The 17,153-nt window shown below is 53.4% G+C and carries 13 protein-coding genes; 6 read left to right on the top strand and 7 right to left on the bottom strand.

All coding sequences use genetic code 11. The features are described 5' to 3' along the window. Positions 1–12: 12 nt before the first annotated feature. Genes dndB through PRJ_RS09350 form a run of 4 tightly spaced genes read left to right on the top strand, consistent with a single transcriptional unit; the run spans position 13 to position 4,989 of the window. Positions 13–1,092, top strand: a complete 1,080-nt coding sequence (dndB, locus tag PRJ_RS09365) for a DNA sulfur modification protein DndB (RefSeq protein WP_104961170.1) — start codon at positions 13–15, stop codon at positions 1,090–1,092. After that, positions 1,092–2,618 (top strand): DNA phosphorothioation system sulfurtransferase DndC, encoded by a 1,527-nt coding sequence (dndC, locus tag PRJ_RS09360; protein ID WP_104961169.1) that lies wholly within the window; start codon positions 1,092–1,094, stop codon positions 2,616–2,618. Before dndB ends, dndC begins: the two co-directional genes overlap by 1 nt. Further along, positions 2,615–4,627: a DNA sulfur modification protein DndD gene (dndD, locus tag PRJ_RS09355; protein ID WP_104961168.1), complete on the top strand. Its 2,013-nt coding sequence runs from the start codon at positions 2,615–2,617 to the stop codon at positions 4,625–4,627. Before dndC ends, dndD begins: the two co-directional genes overlap by 4 nt. After that, the gene (locus PRJ_RS09350; RefSeq protein ID WP_104961167.1) at positions 4,624–4,989 is read left to right on the top strand and encodes a DndE family protein; all 366 of its coding nucleotides are present in this window, start codon (positions 4,624–4,626) and stop codon (positions 4,987–4,989) included. The genes dndD and PRJ_RS09350 overlap by 4 nt, the downstream gene beginning before the upstream one ends. A 275-nt stretch (positions 4,990–5,264) precedes the next feature. Here PRJ_RS09350 and PRJ_RS09345 read toward each other — a convergent pair whose 3' ends face one another. Genes PRJ_RS09345 through PRJ_RS09335 form a run of 4 tightly spaced genes read right to left on the bottom strand, consistent with a single transcriptional unit; the run spans position 5,265 to position 9,951 of the window. Next, positions 5,265–5,702 carry a DNA phosphorothioation-associated protein 4 gene (locus PRJ_RS09345; protein ID WP_104961166.1) on the bottom strand — a complete coding sequence of 146 codons (438 nt, stop codon included), beginning with the start codon at positions 5,700–5,702 and terminating at the stop codon, positions 5,265–5,267. Further along, positions 5,695–7,704: an AAA family ATPase gene (locus PRJ_RS09340; protein WP_104961165.1), complete on the bottom strand. Its 2,010-nt coding sequence runs from the start codon at positions 7,702–7,704 to the stop codon at positions 5,695–5,697. Before PRJ_RS09340 ends, PRJ_RS09345 begins: the two co-directional genes overlap by 8 nt. Further along, positions 7,701–7,874 carry a hypothetical protein gene (locus tag PRJ_RS30040; RefSeq protein ID WP_177429885.1) on the bottom strand — a complete coding sequence of 58 codons (174 nt, stop codon included), beginning with the start codon at positions 7,872–7,874 and terminating at the stop codon, positions 7,701–7,703. The genes PRJ_RS09340 and PRJ_RS30040 overlap by 4 nt, the downstream gene beginning before the upstream one ends. Before the next feature lies 1 nt (position 7,875). Then, complete coding sequence (locus PRJ_RS09335; protein WP_104961164.1) at positions 7,876–9,951, bottom strand: DEAD/DEAH box helicase family protein; 2,076 nt, start codon at positions 9,949–9,951, stop codon at positions 7,876–7,878. A gap of 490 nt (positions 9,952–10,441) precedes the next feature. On the opposite strand from PRJ_RS09335, the gene PRJ_RS09330 reads away from it, so the two are divergent. Next, positions 10,442–10,729, top strand: coding sequence for a hypothetical protein (locus PRJ_RS09330; protein ID WP_104961163.1), 288 nt, complete (start codon positions 10,442–10,444; stop codon positions 10,727–10,729). Between the two features lie 266 nt (positions 10,730–10,995). On the opposite strand, the gene PRJ_RS09325 is transcribed toward PRJ_RS09330, so the two are convergent. The 3 genes from PRJ_RS09325 to PRJ_RS09315 form a co-directional block, all read right to left on the bottom strand. Beyond that, the gene (locus tag PRJ_RS09325) at positions 10,996–13,641 is read right to left on the bottom strand and encodes an ATP-binding domain-containing protein (protein ID WP_104961162.1); all 2,646 of its coding nucleotides are present in this window, start codon (positions 13,639–13,641) and stop codon (positions 10,996–10,998) included. Positions 13,642–14,261: 620 nt separating this feature from the next. Further along, on the bottom strand, positions 14,262–14,468 hold the full coding sequence (locus tag PRJ_RS30330) for a hypothetical protein (RefSeq protein WP_104961161.1): 207 nt from the start codon (positions 14,466–14,468) through the stop codon (positions 14,262–14,264). 13 nt (positions 14,469–14,481) lie between these two features. Further along, a complete protein-coding gene (locus tag PRJ_RS09315) occupies positions 14,482–14,754 on the bottom strand; it encodes a hypothetical protein (RefSeq protein ID WP_371928140.1) in 273 nt (90 codons plus the stop codon). Positions 14,755–15,633: 879 nt separating this feature from the next. Here PRJ_RS09315 and istA point away from each other — a divergent pair. Then, positions 15,634–17,148, top strand: a complete 1,515-nt coding sequence (gene istA, locus PRJ_RS09310) for an IS21 family transposase (protein ID WP_034000381.1) — start codon at positions 15,634–15,636, stop codon at positions 17,146–17,148. Positions 17,149–17,153 lie beyond the last annotated feature (5 nt).

Here is a 17,153-nt window from a genome sequence, read left to right as displayed (position 1 = left end):
ACGTTCTGAGCCATGAATATTTACGTCCACTCCTTCCCATGCGTCAGGGGCATCCAGGCCGGCCGGCCTTGCTACATCGCGATGTGCCCTATGCGCCTTGTGCCCAAAATATTCATTTTTAACGAGGACAATGTACCAGCCGATCTGCGGGCGCAGCGCACATTGAACCTCGCCCGAGTCCCAGAGATCTCAGCCTATTTGCTCGACAATCGCGACGATTACACCCTGTCCGCGATCACGGCATCAGTGGATGGCGTTGTCGAGTTCACCCCTGCTTCCGACACTGGCCTAGCGCAGAGCATCGGCACGCTGACAATCCCGATGGAAGCTCCGATATTGATCAACGACGGTCAGCATCGCCGTGCAGCCATCGAGCAGGCAATCCGTGAGAACCCAGAGCTTGGCCACGACAATATCCCGGTCCTTTTCTTTATTGACGAAGGACTCAACCGCAGTCAGCAAATGTTCGCTGATCTCAACAAGCATGCCGTTCGTCCGAGCAATTCAATCAGTACCCTGTACGATCACAGAGACCAGATTTCTGACCTGGCTAGGTACTTGGCAAAAAATGTAGAAGTTTTCTCGAGGATGACTGAGCTGGAGAAGTCCAGCCTCTCCCCTCGAAGCTCCAAGCTCTTCACCCTCAGCGCCATCAAGAATGCGTCCCGCGTCCTGTTGAAAAAAGGAAAAGGTGACCTCATCGCGCAAAACGAGAGAGAGCTCGCGAAGTCCTTCTGGGAAGAGGTTTCTCTCCAGATGCCCGATTGGATCAGGGCAAAAAACAAGGAGCTGTCGACGTCTGAGCTGCGAGACAACTACATCCATGCCCACGGCGTGATGCTGCAAGCGATTGGGCTCGTCGGTGCCGAGCTGATCATCCGCAAAGAGTCCGAATGGCAAAAAACCATCAGTCAGTTGCGAAGCATCGACTGGTCAAGAGCCAATCCTGAATGGGAAGGCCGCGCCATGGTTCACGGCCGGATCTCCAAAGCCACCACGAATGTTGCACTCACCGCCAGTCTCATTAAGAAGAAGCTTGGTGTCCCGCTGTCCACGGTTGAACGAGAGTTAGAAAACAGGTTTTCCCAATAATGAGCAATGATCAATTTCTCTATCCATCACACGATGACTTCGTCCAAGAAGCGATCATTGCGGGTAGGCCGTTAGCGGACGCTGTCCGCGAGCTTCAGAGCATTTACAAGGCTGATAGTCGACCATGGGTGGTGGGATTTAGCGGTGGTAAAGACTCCACTGTCATTCTGTCGCTCACCTACTACGCCTTGAAGCTTTTGCCGCCTGAGGAACGCCATAAGCACGTTTACGTGGTCTCCTCTGACACTCGCGTGGAAACCCCTGTTGTCGTCGACATGATCCACCAAGTGCTTGATTCGGTGAATGCTCAGGCGCTTCAGGACCAACTGCCAATGACAGCACACTCTGTCACTCCTAAAGTCGGTGAGACGTTTTGGGCCAACCTCTTGGGTAAAGGCTACCCTGCCCCAACCAAAGCATTCCGCTGGTGTACTGAGCGAATGAAAATTGACCCTGTGAGCGAGTTCATCAAAGATAAGGTCGCTCGCTTCGGTGAAGTCGTGGTTGTGCTGGGATCCAGACGGGAAGAAAGCTCCACGCGTGCCCAGGTAATCACACGCCACAAAATCGATGGTTCTGCACTCGGCCGACACACAACATTGCACAATGCGTATACCTACATGCCCATTGAGCTTTGGCACGCTGATGATGTGTGGGAATACCTCATGAGCGCTGCCAGGCCCTGGGGCGGCTCCAACCGAGTACTGTTTGAGCTCTACAAAGACTCCAATGCTGGAGAATGTCCGCTCGTCATCGATACCAATACACCATCATGCGGAAACTCGCGTTTCGGATGCTGGACCTGCACAGTCGTGACACACGACAAAGCGATTGAAGGACTCGTAAACAGCGGCGAAGACTGGATGCTACCGCTGCTTCAGTTCCGCAACCAGTTGCACGCCAGCTCCCTGCCCGAAAATAAAGCCGAATTCCGGAACTACAAACGTCGGACCGGGAAAGTTACCTTCGCAAGAGGGGCTATCGATGACGACTCCAATACCGCCGCCAAGCACGTGCCTGGTCCGTACTGGATGAAATATCGCCGCGAGTGGCTAAAGCTGCTTTTGGAAATTGAGAAGGGCATTCGTGAGACCGATCGTGAGATCGAGCTGATCGGCCGCGATGAGCTACAAGTGATCCGTCAGCAGTGGCTCAAGGACCCAAATGAACCGGATTGGATTGATTCGCTCCCTAAAATCTATGGTGAGATTTACCCTGACGATACGGTTGAGTGGATCAAAAACGATGCCGGCGCGTTTACTGAACCCGATGCTGCCATTCTCAACGCACTCGAGGCTGAGCACGGCGTTCCAGCATTGCTGATCATGAAGCTGATCGATACAGAATTGTCGTTCTCTGGGCTCTCACGTCGAAAAGGCATTCTGGACGAGCTGCAGAAAGTCCTGGAGCAAGACTGGGGTGGATTGGACGAAGCGATGGAACGGCGCGCTGTACCTAAAGTTACTGACACGTACAAGACTGCTTTCGAATCTCTGAAAGCCGACATAGATGGCTTGCTGCAATGATTATTGACTCCCTTTCAGTACTAGACTTCCGCGTGTTCAGCGGTGCCCACGATTTTGATCTGGTTCCTAAGATTAAAAGAGGCAAAAACGCACCTATCGTATTATTTGGCGGCCTAAACGGCGGTGGCAAAACAACCATCCTGAGCGCGCTGAAGCTTGCCTTGTACGGTAAAGGCGTACTGGGCTCCGGCGCAACGGTTGCCGAGTACCATCAGTATCTTCGTGAATGCATACACAGAGCTCACAACAGCATCGCCAAGCCTACGCGAGCAGCTGTCGAGCTGACCTTCCGCTATGCACAATATGGTGTTATTTCGAGCTATCAACTGACACGTGACTGGTTTGTTGATCACGCTGGCAAAGTAAAGGAAGGCTTGATCATTTCAAGGGACGGACACTACCTGACCGAACTTTCCTATGATCAGGCACAAGCATTTCTCAACGAGCTAATCCCGATCGGCGTTTCCGAGCTGTTTTTCTTCGATGGCGAAAAAATCGCGAGCCTTGCCGAAGAAACATCCGGAGATGCGTTGCGTGAGTCGATCAACAAGCTGTTGGGTTTGGATCTCATCGATCGATTGCACTCCGACCTCTCCGTTATTATCAGAGGGCGTTCGGTCAAAAAGGCGTCAGAAGATCGCAAGCAGAAAATTGCCGATGCAGAACGGAGTTATAACGACCTGAAGGAGCAGCTTGCCGAAATACGCGAAAAGCTTCTCCTCATGCGCGTGAATACTGTCGAGGCCCACAAGAACCTTGGTAGCATCGAAGCGAGCATCAATGCACGCGGTGGCGCCTGGAGCGCCTCCAGGCGAGAGGAAACGGTCAACCTCGAAGCATTAGTTAGCGAAAAGAAGGCTATAGAGCACACCCTGCATGACATGCTCAGCGGCCTGCTACCTTTCGCAATAACTCAAAGCCTCAACGAGAAACTGCTGGCGCAGATAGGCGCTGAGCAACGCGCGGAAAAGTCGCAGGTACTCTCCGAGTACTTGCAGCGCCAGCAGAGCAATTTTCTAGCAGAAGTCGAATCTGCGTTTGCGATGACGAAGGAGCAGCTTCCTGCCCTTCAAGATATTTTTCTGAGGACCTTCGGCTCAGAAGTCTCAAACGGCACTGAACAACAAGCTCTGGTACACGAGCTCTCGGACACTCAACGATTCAGCATCACTCATCGCCTACAGAACGATGTTGGTTCGCTCCAACAGCGTGCTGCTGGCTTAGTGATGACGCTTCAGGAAACTGATAACCAAATCGAAGCCGCCCGGGAAAATATCGCTAGAGCACCTGACGAAAAAGTACTGATCCCACTGTTTAACGAACAAGGAAAACTTCAGGGACGGCTATCCGCTCTTGAGGAGCAGAGATCCGTAATGGCTGAGGAGGCAAAGGCCCTCCTCGTCCGCCTGTCGTTGGCTGCAGGCCAGTTAGACGATCTCTACACAGAAATAGCTGAATCCCAGGAAGAAGAACGCCTGACCGGGCTCGCACAAAATGCCAAAGATGTATTGAAAGAGTTCTCCGCACGCGCTCGAATTGAAAAACTCAAAGAGCTCGAGTCGCAGTTTTACACCTCATTCAATGGTCTCGCCCGCAAAGAAGATCGGAATCTCAGCATCCACATCGACCCGAACTCCTTCGAGGTCGTCCTGATTGACGATGAAGGCGTAAAACTCCGTAAGGAAGAGCTGTCAGCCGGCGAGAAGCAGATCTTTGCGATCTCTATTTTGGAAGCGCTGGCCCGGACGTCAGGGCGAAGCCTACCTGTTGTGATCGACACACCGCTAGGTCGACTGGACTCGGTTCACAGGAAAAAACTCGTTGAAAACTATTTCCCCAAAACGAGTCACCAAGTCATCATTCTCTCGACTGATACTGAAATTGACTACGCCTTCTACGAAGGCCTGCAAGGTAGCATTTCGCACTCTTATCATCTGGTATATAATCCAGAAACTCGCTCCACTCAAGCAGAGGAAGGCTATTTCTGGCGGTGGGCACAAAACGCATGAACGTATTTCCGCACAAATTTAAAATATCAGCATCATCCACTGCGAAGCTGAAGTTCCTAAAGTCGAAAACAGGCCTGACGCCTAATATTTTGAGCCGGTTTGCGATCGCGCTTGCACTGGCCGACGAAAATGGGCTCGGCAATGCCAGTGTGTCAGACCTGGACGGGCAAGAATTCAACGCCCCAACTCTATTTGGCGAGCACTTGGATATCTACGAAGCATTACTCAGACAGTTTGTGCATCAAAGTGCGCTAGAGTGGGATCCCGTCAGGCATGTCGCATCTCTCATCGAGATAGGCTTGCATAAAATGGGACATGTACGCTCCCTGAAAGACGTAGCCTTGCTGATAACAATTAAATAAAAAGAGCCCACCTACAGCGGTGGGCTCAGCCGTTAACGAGCCTATATGGCGTTAAGCGCAATTGAGAAACACTAAAACTACATTCTAATGGGTGCTTCCAAATATCGTTTATGATTCTGATTTTCTGACTATCGTGCTCAACCATTGATTTACACTTCGTCCAGCAAAATCTTCTGAACCTTTTCCCCACGTCATTCCCACGTCACTGGCAAATCGCACTGCACTCTGCAGTTATGGAGCCGGAGGCGTCCCTGCCTCCGTACCGATGCCGGGCCTTAGGCGCCCAGCGCCGTAATATCATCTATAATCGTGTGCTCGGCCTGCTCGTCGAGAATCAGCCTAATGATGGCACTTTGTGCTTCCAAGCCTGGGTCGATGATCGTGCTTTTGATGATATCCAAACCGCCGCAGGCGTATTCTTCAAAGAGCTTGATCTTGGCGTCAAATTTATCGCCCTCAGGCTCCAGGTAAGCGGAATCCTGATGCTCGAACAGGGCCAACACGTTCATAAAAGCTTCGTCGTACTCCCCCCGAAACACCGACAAGGGAATGGGCTCGCTGGACTTTTCGAACGCGACCGACTTTTTTCTAGAAAAACCCAGTGCCGCAGCAAACACCATGGCGTCCTTAAAGGAGGCGAAGAGCTCTACCTCATCCTTCAGAAAACTTAGGGTGTCAGCGTGTTTAGCTGGTTTCCGGACGCGATCAACCATAATACCCTTCCTCCAACTTTGTGTACTCGAACTTTTCATCACTGCCTGGGTTAGGCTTGTGATATGTGAGCGTGTATTGCTTACCTAGGCGTTTGGATAACTCTCTTTCCACCTCGCCGCGCCACTGAGATTTCGATACCATGACGATGACTTGGTCAGCAAGGGCCGGAATGAAGGTCGCCACTTTTTGGCGATACTCAGGGTCCAAGGCACCAAACGGCGAGTCCATCACAATTGGATAAATGCCACCCTTTTGCAACCCACCCGATTTTGTGACCCGCTCTTTAGCGCTGTTAACTACGCTGCTAATAAAACAAAGGCTTGTAACCTGGTTCTCACCGGTGGATTTCTCCCACACCGGCTGTTTACCGTGCCCTTCGATGTTCTTAAATATTTTGAGCGTAAAGCCCTCATCGATCTCCGCCCAATAATCTTTCTTCATGATTTTCCGGAAGGTGTCATCGACTTTTTTCGACAAATCTAAGCGTACCTGGTGGGCCATAGCTTCGTGAAATTCGCCAATTGTGTCCGCCACATCCTTTGCCAGCTGTTTTCTGCGCTGGCTCAAATCCGCCTGATTGGAATTGGCGAGTTCTTTTTCAATTTCCTTTTCCTTGTCTTTTAACTGATCTTCCCAACCGGATTTGGCGTGCTCGCCGACGGCGCAGTTGGCGTTGAGTCTTCGGCTATCCGCCTTTAACCCCACTCGCCGCTCCTCCAAATCGGCGGAATCTTCTACGCCTTTAATCTTTTCGCCTAGCTCATCAATTTGCCCCAGAAAGCTCATTCGCCGCTCGTCCAACTCGGTCAATCTAGTCATCGACTCATTAATGTTGGCGAATAATGCTTTACGTTCGGACTGCAAATGGGACATATGACCGAACAGCGTCAGGAACTGCTCTTCAACGCCATTATCGTTGAGCGTGGTTTTGTACGACTCAAGGGCCATCACACAGTCACTTCCCGGCTCCAGCGGCTGACCGCAGATACATCTAGCCAGATCGATCAGATCATCGATAAAAGTGGCTTTTATCTTGCTGGGTATCTCCCCCCGGATCCGCATTTCATCCAGATATTGTTTCACTCCGGTCAGTTGCGAATCAATAAACGCCAGGAAGCCCCGTTCTGTGACGTTTTTGTTGAGCGCAGCCGAGGCCTCAGCTTTATCTATTACGATTTGCTGAAGCTGCTCCTCAAGCATCTTTCGCCGCTTTTGCTTTTCAGCGATCGCCTCGATCGACTGTAACCGTTTATCGATGGCTTCGATCTCTAGGTCAATTTCACTCAGGGTACTTTTCCAACCCTTGATCTCGTCTTCTTTTTGCTGAATTTTATCCGTCAACTTCGATTGCTCTTCCAGCAACACCGTCATGTTGCCAGAAGAACTGTCTTTGGCTTCTTTGTTGAAATGTCGGATCACCGGACCTTTCAGCTGCTTTTCAGCACGATCCAGAATATTCAGCCCCATTAGGCACTTAATGGCCTCTCTGACCTGAGTGGAGGCGCTGTTGTAAGCTAATTTTTCGATGCGCTCACCGTTAAAGAAAAAATAGCCGTGCATATCTTCCGGCAAGATTTGATTTAGCTGGCTGCCCGGGTTCGAAGAACGACCGGATAGGCCTGCAGAATTAATCCAACTGAGTAACGGTACTGAGGGGCCCAAGCACTCCGCGTGCAAACCCGCTCCTTTGACAAAATTCTGCTCCCGGTGCGCGGTGTAGGCGAACCCGTCATCATCAAACTCCAACGTCACCGACATGATTATCGGACTGTCCTGGCCCGCTTCCGCAATAGCTCTTTCACTAAGGATGTTTTCGTTGTTGGTATCGAAGTCGGTGGTTCCGTAGAGCACCCATTTAAAGGCGTTCAACAGAGATGTTTTTCCGGCACCGTTTTCTCCATGGATGACCGTGACGCTGGCCTTGTCATCGGTTGAAAAACTGATCGACACTTCGCCATAGAACTGCCGGAAGTTCCTGATGGTTAATTTTTTTAATTTCATGCCTTCACTTCGTCCTTGATCACCTTGATGATGCGCTCGCAGAAATCCCGCTCCATGTCCCCTGGCAGATATCTGTAATGCTTTCCTTCTTGGTGAATTTTCAGGACTTGATTGATAACCGACTGAACTTCCGGAGAAGCAGCTTTGATGACCTCACTGGGCTTCTTCATATTAAGCACCTAACAGTTTCAGTTTTTTTCGGATGTCGCGCAAGGTGGAGAGGGCGTATCCGTAGTTTTCGGAAATCTCGGCAAACTCATTAATCCGATCAAGCTCACGCTCTACCATGCTCTTTTCGATATTGAATGTTTCTTCGTCCTCCCCCAACTTGTCTAGGGGAGGAATCGCGATAAAATCATAGATGGATGCATGGCCCTTGCCGTCGTACTGACGCAGTACCCGCCCCCGTCGTTGAATGAACTGACGGGGGTTGGTCGAGGACGCCAAGATGTAAGCGGTTTTCGTTTGCGGGATGTCAACGCCCTCATCGAGGCACTTAATGGCAACAATGGCGTCAATGTCGCCAGCCTTAAAACTACCAAGAATCTCGGCACGCTGTTCTTTGCTTTCTTCGGCAGTGAATTTGGCCACGCGCCATTGGCAGTCCCTCCCGGCAATCTGAACAATCCGGTCGATATCCCGTTCGCCGTCGTTGATGGCCTCACTGGAATAGATCAGGGTGTGTTGTCGGTCCTGACTGTCGTTCAGCAGTTGTTTCAGTTTTCGCTTTTTGCCCCCACTGCTGCCGGTTAGCTTGGCGCGCTTGATAAGCTCGAGCTTTAGGCTGGTCGAAAAATCGTCTTTATTCCCCATAGCCATGAGACGTGCAATCTTCCTGCTTAACCGGATATATTCGTCCAGCTCCTCCGGATCTAACTCACAGACGATCGGATAATAGTTGTACTTGCACAGAAAGCCGGCGTCGATGGCGTCCTTGATATCAAACTCAATAACCGGCTCACCGAAGTAGTCAAAGATGGCCTTGGTGCCAAAGGGGTCGTTGTGTCGGATGGGCGTGGCCGACAACCCAATTCGGAATCGCGCCTGGTGGGGCAGCTTATGGACAATGTTCTCAGCGCCCATGTTATGCACCTCGTCCGACACTAATAACAAATTGGTACGGACGCCATCAAGGAACGACTGGAACTGGCTGTTCTTGAATGTGTCATTGACCGCAATGGCTACCATATGGTCACGATCACCTGACAGCAGCTGATTGTAGGCAGACTGCAGCGTACCCAACCACTTGTCTTTGCCCCCGTAGCATTTAATCGCGTCATAGCCAAAGAAGGCCGCTTCGTCCGCCCACTGCTCCCCTAAGTGCAAGTAGGGGACGGTAATAACGATGACAAGCTTGGCTTGTTGAGTACGGAAGTGATCCAATAGCCGGGTGGTCGCCGTCAGGGCGGTGATGGTTTTGCCGGCTCCGGTGGCCATGCAGAACAGCCCTTGCCCATTCTGAGCAAACCAGGCTTTGATGGCTTTTTCCTGGTACCCCCGGATCATTCCCTCTTCATTTTGAATGACTTGGGGGACGGCCGGATGGCCAGATGGCAAGCTGTAAGGGCGGGAGCCCGTCGTGGCATAAGCTTTGATTTTATCCAGCGTCGTGGATGTGGGTGTAAATATCAGGAGATTGGGGTCTCTACCTTGCCAGGTGCTCTCGAATTCGCGCTTCTTTTTCTCGCACCGTTGGCGACCTTCCTCACTCACCCACGACCGATAAATGTCAATGGTCTCCCAGTTGCACGAGGCTCTGGAGGTCAAATTGTACGAGCCGCTGAAGGCGATATCGTTGCCCGCCTCGTCCGAAAAGATACCATTTTTCGCATGGTAAATCCCACTCAGCTTATTGGTGGGCACCGCCACTTTCAGCTCAACAATGCCATCCCTGATGAGCCAAGCCAACGCTAGACGGGCGTCCTCTTTGAGCACAGAGAACACCTCATCCACCTCTTCCTCAAAAATCCGTTTGGCCTGAAACTCCTTATCCGCTATCGCTTTCGAATTCACGATGCAGTCTAGATCCTTCTCCTGCAACTCGTGGCCGACAATCCATCGAGCTTTACCCCGGGACCAGGCGAACTGCGAGATACCCTGAGCGGTATCCGCAATCCAGCCGGAGGTAAAATACCCCACACCTACGTCGTAAGTGACTGCTTCCTTTAGAACCGGGTCGAAGAAGATCGCGCTGGGATCTTCGGAGGAAGTATTTATCGACAGCGGAAGATCGATTTCTTCAAACATACAGATCGAATTCCTTTTTCAATGCATCCAGAACGCCCGTATCAATAGACTTTTTTTTCGTATGGTTACGATAATCTAGTTGCCATAAGGTTGTTGGCTTGCCGGGTTGGCGCTCCAACGCAGGTGGAAGGCAGCCAGTTTGCCTAGCTAAAACCGTAATCTCTACGGACTGCTGCCCGTGTTTGTCTGCACCTCACAGAAAGTGGCACAGTGCCAGCCAAATAAGGAGCATAGTCTCATATCTCGCAAACGGATATCGATAGACGACGGTTAAAAACAAGGTCGTTTAATGCTCCAGATGATCTCAGCCTGCTCAGGCTGTCGCTCATTATTCCTTCCTCGGCGCCTTCCCGACCGCACCGGCCTCAATTTAGCCTTAAGCGTCCTGCCATCCGTCATAGCGCTCCCCGCTTTTTCAATGGAATCGTGGCGACGAGCAAAGGCTTGCACGCCCACCTATTTAATTTCTCACTTTCAAGGAGTATCGGTCGTGAGCGCTCCCTTCGCCCCCTCGAAATTCACCGCACCCAAAGCCAAGCTGCTACCTGTCATTCTTCTGCTCGATGCCAGCGGCAACATGGGCGGCGAAAAGATCGACAACTCGAATATCGCGGTACGCGACATGCTCGACGAATTCCGTGGCAACGAGATCAGCGAGACCGAAATCTGGGTCTCGATCACCAGGCTTGGAGAAAAGGTGGCTGCATCAGCTCATGACCAGCGCACTAAGCCGCTCACTGGCGGCCGGCGGCATGATCCCTTAGGGTGTCGCGCTTGAGATGGTCAAGGCAATGATCGAAAACAAGGACGTCGGACCCTCGCGCGCTTACTGAACCGTACCTTATAGAGCACATGGCGACGACAGGACCTTCCCCTAATACTGGCTATGGAGGCACTGCCAGCGCCTGTCGTTACCGCTCCGGATTAGCTCGCACCACATCCAAGCAGGCCTGCATCGCTGCAGGCTCCAATTCTGCTGCTGTGGCGACAGGAACTACAGACCGTATAAATCCTGGAGCCTGATTGACTTGTACCGTTCTTGGCTCACCAGCACTGGACGAATCTCGGGTTGAGTGCTTCTAAACCGGTGGGAAGTGCCTGATTGCAGACCACCCCCAGATACGTTGCGGCACGGGTTGCACCAACGTACAGGTAGCGCTCGAAGAGTTCAGGCTTCACCACAACGAGCTCGTCGACCCCGACAAAGAAGACTGCCTCGAATTCGAGTCCCTTTATGTGTTGGATGTCGAATACCCTAACGTCCGTCTCGTCACCCAAGGATTGGCCGTCGACACAGGCAACAGCACGTAGGCTGATGCCCTCCAGTTGCTTCGTCAAGGCTTCGGCCATCGGCTTTACATGGCTCTCCGCGGCGACCAGGACGGCAATGCTCGGCATTTGGCGGACCATACGTTCAATTTCTCCAATCCGATCTGCCAGCCATCCAGCAACAGCCTCGCCTTCAAGGTTCTCAGCCAGCACAGGCTTTACGCCCTCGTGCGTGGAGTGTTCGGGCAGTTTTCCGGCGGCCTTTAAATCGCCCCCCATAAGGCCAAGCAGCTCAGTGGCAAATGCGTTCAACATGCGACTTTGGCGATACACCGTATTGATGCGGTGGTCTTTCAGGCGACCAGAGATCCACTGCAACTGCTCTAGGTTCCGCAGACCATGTCCGGTTATCCGCTGGTTGAAGTCACCGCACGCGAAGAACGACTGGGTACGCGGATCGCTCAGACTTTCCATACAGGCGAGCTGAAGCGCCGAAAAGTCTGTCGCTTCATCGACCAGCACTTGACACTGGAACTGGTTGGAAATCCTGGCCAGCTCAAAGAACTTAGGTTGATCTAGGTTGCGTTTCACGAAGTCCTGCTGGATCAGCTCACGAGCAGACCTAAGCATCAAAAGGAGAATCGCATCGAGTTCGAAGGCGTCGATGTGAGCAGGGTTTTCAGCGCGCTGATAACCGTACTGCTGGGTGGTCAGGCTTTGACGGCGAAACGCGCGATAGCTGGCCGGGCCATCCAGAACATAGCGCTTCCATGCATTACGGAAGCGGCGCAACGCGTTCTGGAAGCTCATTTCGCAACCCAGGTTTTTCAGCCAGTCATCAGATGGAACACGGTCACCAAGCCAGTCCCTGATTCGCGCAGCACGACTGCCCTTGCCCAGGCTACGTCCACGGTAGCGGCTGCGGGCATAGGCTTGCAGAAAGCGCCGATAGGCTTGGGCAGCCCTCTGAGCCTCGTTGTGGGTAGGTTGTGCCGCGTCATCTGCCACATCATCATCAAACTCAGCCCCGTCTTCATCCTCGTCGTCAGCTTGACCGATGCTGTCCAGAAGACTGGCTAGTTCAGAGAAGACTCCCTTATTCTTGTTGTATAGAAGGTTGCCTTGTTCCCTGATGAGCTTTTCGGTTTTCTCACGGCTTGCCTTGAGCAGTGGCTCGATCCTATCCTCAAGGGCATCCCAAGTGGCATAGGCTCCGAGAAGCTGCTCGGACTCAAGATGCGGAACCACTGCCAATAGCTGTTCGACTATCGGACGGGCATGCTCGGGGGTAGCATCATGCAGGAGAGTAGCTCCTTCCTGCAACGACTCGATAATGCGGTGACGGTGGAATGCTTGGAAGGCATCGAACCATTGGCATGGATTGTCGACGACCTCTCTGCCGCAATGCTGGCGATCCTCCTTCAAAATGAGGGTGCCGCCAGTATTGGTTTTCAAGACTCCAAATACTGACCTCGCCAGCTCATGCCGGCGCTTGGCCCAGGTCTTGATATGTTCATCCGAGGCGGGAACGTTCTCCCTGCTGAACGCCTCCTTGACGTAATGCTTGAGTAGCTCGGAGGGCGTGAACATCACCCAACGGGAGCGGTAATGTGCAGCATCCAGCAGCGAGCGCTCATGCTCGTCCAGCGCATCCCAGTCAAGCTTCTGCCCCAGGCGCTTGATCAGCGTGGTGGTCTTGCCGGTACCCGGGGGGCCAAGAATGATCAGTTGGCGGTTGATCGGCAGGCGGAAGATGTCATCCTGAAATTTATCCAGGATCGCTTGATCACGCAGCGCCATAGCATTGCGGATCTGGTGTCGCAAGCCTTCGACAACCTTTTGTTCGTCGGCGTCGCCTGCCAGCATGGCTGCAAAGTCATCCTGATCAGATGGTGCGATCAGCTTGCGTAGCGAAGGAATGGTCTGAGGTGTTACATCTTCGCGTCGCCATACACCGCCGACAGAGTCCCACTGGCTGTCAGCCTTGCAGGGTCTTAGCTCCAGGTTTTCGAGAATGCGCATCCAAACCTGCTTTTCGCCGACCCGGACCTCCACTTCTTCGCCAGCGTCGTGTGACGCGAGCCTTCCGAAATCGGAGCGATAGCTTGCGAGCTTGGCGCCGCTCAGGGATATTCCGGTCGTGCGGCAGATGTAGTAGGTATCTACCTCTCCATCGTCATGTTCAACGGTAACCCGCGAGATGGCTGGCTCGCGAACGAGGTTGAGTAGCGACTGGGTCTCCCCGTCAGTTATTGAGGCAATGCGATCAACAACAACTGAGCCGTTGAAGGTATTGATGGCTGCCAAGGCACCCGCTGCATCACTGCCACGGTTGGCCAGCTTCTTGGTAGCGCGGCTTTCAATCTCCTGAAAGGTGCCCAGCGCATCGTTGGCAAGATCTATGACATCGCTTTCACTCACTGAAGCTCTCCCTGTCCTAATTTGTCTCGTGCCTTCAGAGCAACATGCTGGTACGGCTCTTTAATCGTGGCGAGAATGATGCCAGACGCCGCCCGCTGGGGGTATCCAAAACAGAGACGCACAATTGCAGATCCGCAAGGGCGAGCTGGTTCGCAACGGAGGTTTCAGTTCGTACGAAAACCGTGGCTAGTTGCCCCTCCAGCTATGGGGAATCTTCAGGCACCTGGGTCGAGAGTACCGTATTTAAGTGATGCTTTCCGTTTTGGTGTCGACGGCTCCACCGATTTGAGTAGCACCCAGCTTTAGAGTCCGACCTTCATCGTCAACTCAGGGTAGATAAACCTACCGACCTCTGGTCAATTTCGACAGACAGCTTTTGGCCGACTTCTGCCAATCGCCAACGCCTGCGATGGGTCCAGGCTGTGTGAAATCCTGCGGCGCGATCCGACTGATTAGAAAACAACCATCTTGCTTCTACGCGAATTCAGGGTTAGCTGAATAGCCGAGCTTCTACAGATTTCACGTACACTCGGGCTTTTCAAAGAACTATTTGAGTTTTCACACAGCCCGGGTCGAAAGTTGACATTCGCAGAACGCACCATCTTCCGCACAACTGCCAATCAGTGAGTGGTTCCGCCCCCGCGGCCAAAGGCTCTCATTTGATAGTCGGTTACAGCTTGGAACAGAGACTCAGCTATCAGTCGTAACCTTTCCGCCTCTATTGCAGGCGCGCCGGTATCCTGAGCTTCGCGGTACCGGCGCATTGCCTCAATTGCCTCGGTGTAGGCTGGGTGGTCGGGCGGCAAAATCTTCGACTGTTTGGGCATCAGTGCCTCGATATCAGTGAATTGATTCAGACAGACTACCGGCTTCAAGCACTTGGAAATCCACTACCGCGTGATAAAGGGAGTCAGCCAACACTCTAAGCCGCTGGATTGCCTCTGGAGATGCCCCGTTATCTTGCGCGGCCTGATGCGCCCTTATCGCATCAAGGGCTTCGCGCAGTAGCGGCTCGCCGGCTTTGGCCATGCCTTCCAAGGTTCGCTTCATACGCTGCCCATTCTGCTCTGAAAAGCCATTATAGGGCGATAGCGACGGTGTGATGGCAGGCATCGATCCAAGGCTTTGTGATCTCCAGCTCAAACCTCATCATAGCAAGCCGGTTTCCACAGGAATGTCACCAGCTTCCAGGCCTACGCCACCAACTTTTGGGGCCGCGCTTGTCGGCGATGGGACGCGAAGCGGCCCCAATATTCAGGCGCCAGGTCGATAGCTGCTGGCAAGAGCCAAGCATATCTCCCACCCACGCTGCCTTCGATAGATCGCCCCTTCCTAACATGAGTCATTAGGCCCCATGAAATCACACGTCCATCACAATCCTCAGTAAACCAGTAAAAGCCACGCTAATAATGGGGGACCAGATGGGGGACCAAAAACGATTAGGCGCAAAAAAGCCCCAAAAAATCAGGGCTTTGATGAAAATTAGTGGCGGAAGCGTAGGGTTTCGAACTCGGACAATTGGTACCGAAAGAGTGTCCGCTATCGACCCGAAGCGGAAGTTCGGCCGATAAATGCCAATGACTGCTTCGCAGCGACTGCGAACATTCGCCATGTTGAAATCAACTCCCGAAACCTGTCGTTCCAAATTGGCGCAAGGCCAAACTCTTGCTGAATATTTGGACACCTGGGCCTGACGTGTTCGCAATCAAGCTACAGGGCGCGATCCATCCGGGGCGAGGTTCAAAGCTGAAATCGGCTACCGCGTTTGGGGATTCCATGCGCACTTGGACACCCAGTCCACGCTGACTTGGACACTCATTCCACGGCCACTTGGACACTCATTCCACGGCCACTTGGACACTGATTCCACAAGCACTTGGACAGTGATGTTCCACTGATCCGATCCATGCTCAGGCAGGCAGCAACGCAGGATTATTCACTACCATCGACCTCTTTTCTCGAAGCGAAGAGGTCATCGTGGAGCGTATATCCATGCGTAAAATCCGAGAGGTACTACGTCTAAAGTTCGACGCTGGCCTGTCCGTGCGCAAGATCGCCGCCAGCCTGCGCATCAGTAGCGGCAGTGCGGGCAATTACTTGCACCGTTTCAACGCTTGCGGGCTGAGTTGGCCGACATTGTTATCGGATGCCGAACTGGAGCGATGCCTGTTCCCTCCAGCACCAACAGTTCCCAGCGATCAACGTCCGATGCCTGACTGGTCTTGGGCGCATGCCGAGTTACGCCGCCCCGGCGTCACTTTGGCCCTACTCTGGCAGGAATATCGACTCGCTCACCCGCAAGGCTTCCAATACAGCTGGTTCTGCGAGCACTACCGCCTCTGGGCCGCCAAGGTCGACGTTGTCATGCGCCAGGAGCACCGTGCCGGCGAAAAGCTGTTCGTCGATTACGCCGGACAGACCGCGCCCATCATCGACCGACAGACCGGTGAAATCCGTCAGGCCCAGATCTTCGTCGCCGTCCTCGGCGCGTCCAGCTACACCTTTGCCGAGGCCACCTGGTCGCAGAAACTGCCCGACTGGCTGGGCTCGCACGCCCGCTGTTTTGCTTTTTTCGGCGGCACATCGCAGATCCTGGTGCCCGATAATCTGCGCAGTGGCGTCACCAAGGCGCATCGCTACGAGCCGGACATCAACCCCAGTTACCGCGATCTCGCCGAGCATTACGGCGTAGCCGTACTGCCCGCGCGTTCGCGTAAACCCAAGGACAAAGCCAAGGTTGAAGTGGGTGTGCAAGTGGTCGAGCGCTGGATCCTGGCAGTGCTGCGCAACCGCCAGTTCTTCTCGCTCGGAGAACTCAACACGGCAATCAGCCTGCTGCTCGAACGCCTCAATCAAAAGCCCTTCAAGAAGCTGCCCGGCTCACGCCGCTCGGCCTTCGAGACCATCGACCAACCCGCACTGCAACCGCTACCAGAACATCCGTATGTCTACGCCGAATGGAAAAAGGCGCGGGTGCACATCGACTATCACGTCGAGGTCGAGGGCCATTACTACTCGGTGCCGTACCAGCTGGTGAAGCACCAACTCGAAGTGCGGCTAACCGCTAAGACCGTCGAGTGCTTCCACGCCAACCAGCGGGTGGCCAGTCACCTGCGCTCGCTGCACAAAGGCCGCCACACCACCCAAACCGAGCACATGCCCAAGAGCCACCGGGAGCACGCCGAATGGACACCGCAACGGCTGATCCGCTGGGCCGAGCAGACCGGGCCTAACACCGCTGGCGTTATCGCCTACATCCTTGAGCGCCGAATCCATCCTCAGCACGGCTTCCGCGCCTGCCTGGGCATCCTGCGCCTGAGCAAGCAGCACGGCGAAGAGCGGCTGGAAGCCGCTTGCCAGCGAGCGCTGGCACTGGGCGCGTGCAGCTACAAAAGCCTTGAATCGATCCTGCGCCAAGGGCTGGAAAAGCTACCGCTGTCCCAGCAAAACCTGCCGCTACTGCCCGACGAACACATCAACCTGCGCGGCCCTGGCTACTACCACTGACCTGA

It is taken from the genome of Pseudomonas sp. XWY-1 (assembly GCF_002953115.1).
GTDB classification, from domain to species: Bacteria; Pseudomonadota; Gammaproteobacteria; order Pseudomonadales; family Pseudomonadaceae; genus Aquipseudomonas; species Aquipseudomonas alloputida.
Note: the sequence above shows the minus strand (reverse complement) of the source record. Positions and strands in the feature narration are given on the sequence as shown.

Bases quoted from the DNA above. Each gene is read 5' to 3' on its own strand.
- PRJ_RS09350 (WP_104961167.1), top strand. From the start codon at position 4,624: ATGAACGTATTTCCGCACAAATTTAAAATATCAGCATCATCCACTGCG.
- istA (WP_034000381.1), top strand. From the start codon at position 15,634: ATGCGTAAAATCCGAGAGGTACTACGTCTAAAGTTCGACGCTGGCCTG.
- PRJ_RS09340 (WP_104961165.1), bottom strand. From the start codon at position 7,704: ATGAAATTAAAAAAATTAACCATCAGGAACTTCCGGCAGTTCTATGGC.
- PRJ_RS09345 (WP_104961166.1), bottom strand. From the start codon at position 5,702: ATGGTTGATCGCGTCCGGAAACCAGCTAAACACGCTGACACCCTAAGT.
- PRJ_RS09335 (WP_104961164.1), bottom strand. From the start codon at position 9,951: ATGTTTGAAGAAATCGATCTTCCGCTGTCGATAAATACTTCCTCCGAA.
- PRJ_RS30330 (WP_104961161.1), bottom strand. From the start codon at position 14,468: ATGCCCAAACAGTCGAAGATTTTGCCGCCCGACCACCCAGCCTACACC.
- PRJ_RS30040 (WP_177429885.1), bottom strand. From the start codon at position 7,874: ATGAAGAAGCCCAGTGAGGTCATCAAAGCTGCTTCTCCGGAAGTTCAG.
- dndD (WP_104961168.1), top strand. From the start codon at position 2,615: ATGATTATTGACTCCCTTTCAGTACTAGACTTCCGCGTGTTCAGCGGT.
- dndB (WP_104961170.1), top strand. From the start codon at position 13: ATGAATATTTACGTCCACTCCTTCCCATGCGTCAGGGGCATCCAGGCC.
- dndC (WP_104961169.1), top strand. From the start codon at position 1,092: ATGAGCAATGATCAATTTCTCTATCCATCACACGATGACTTCGTCCAA.
- PRJ_RS09315 (WP_371928140.1), bottom strand. From the start codon at position 14,754: ATGCCTGCCATCACACCGTCGCTATCGCCCTATAATGGCTTTTCAGAG.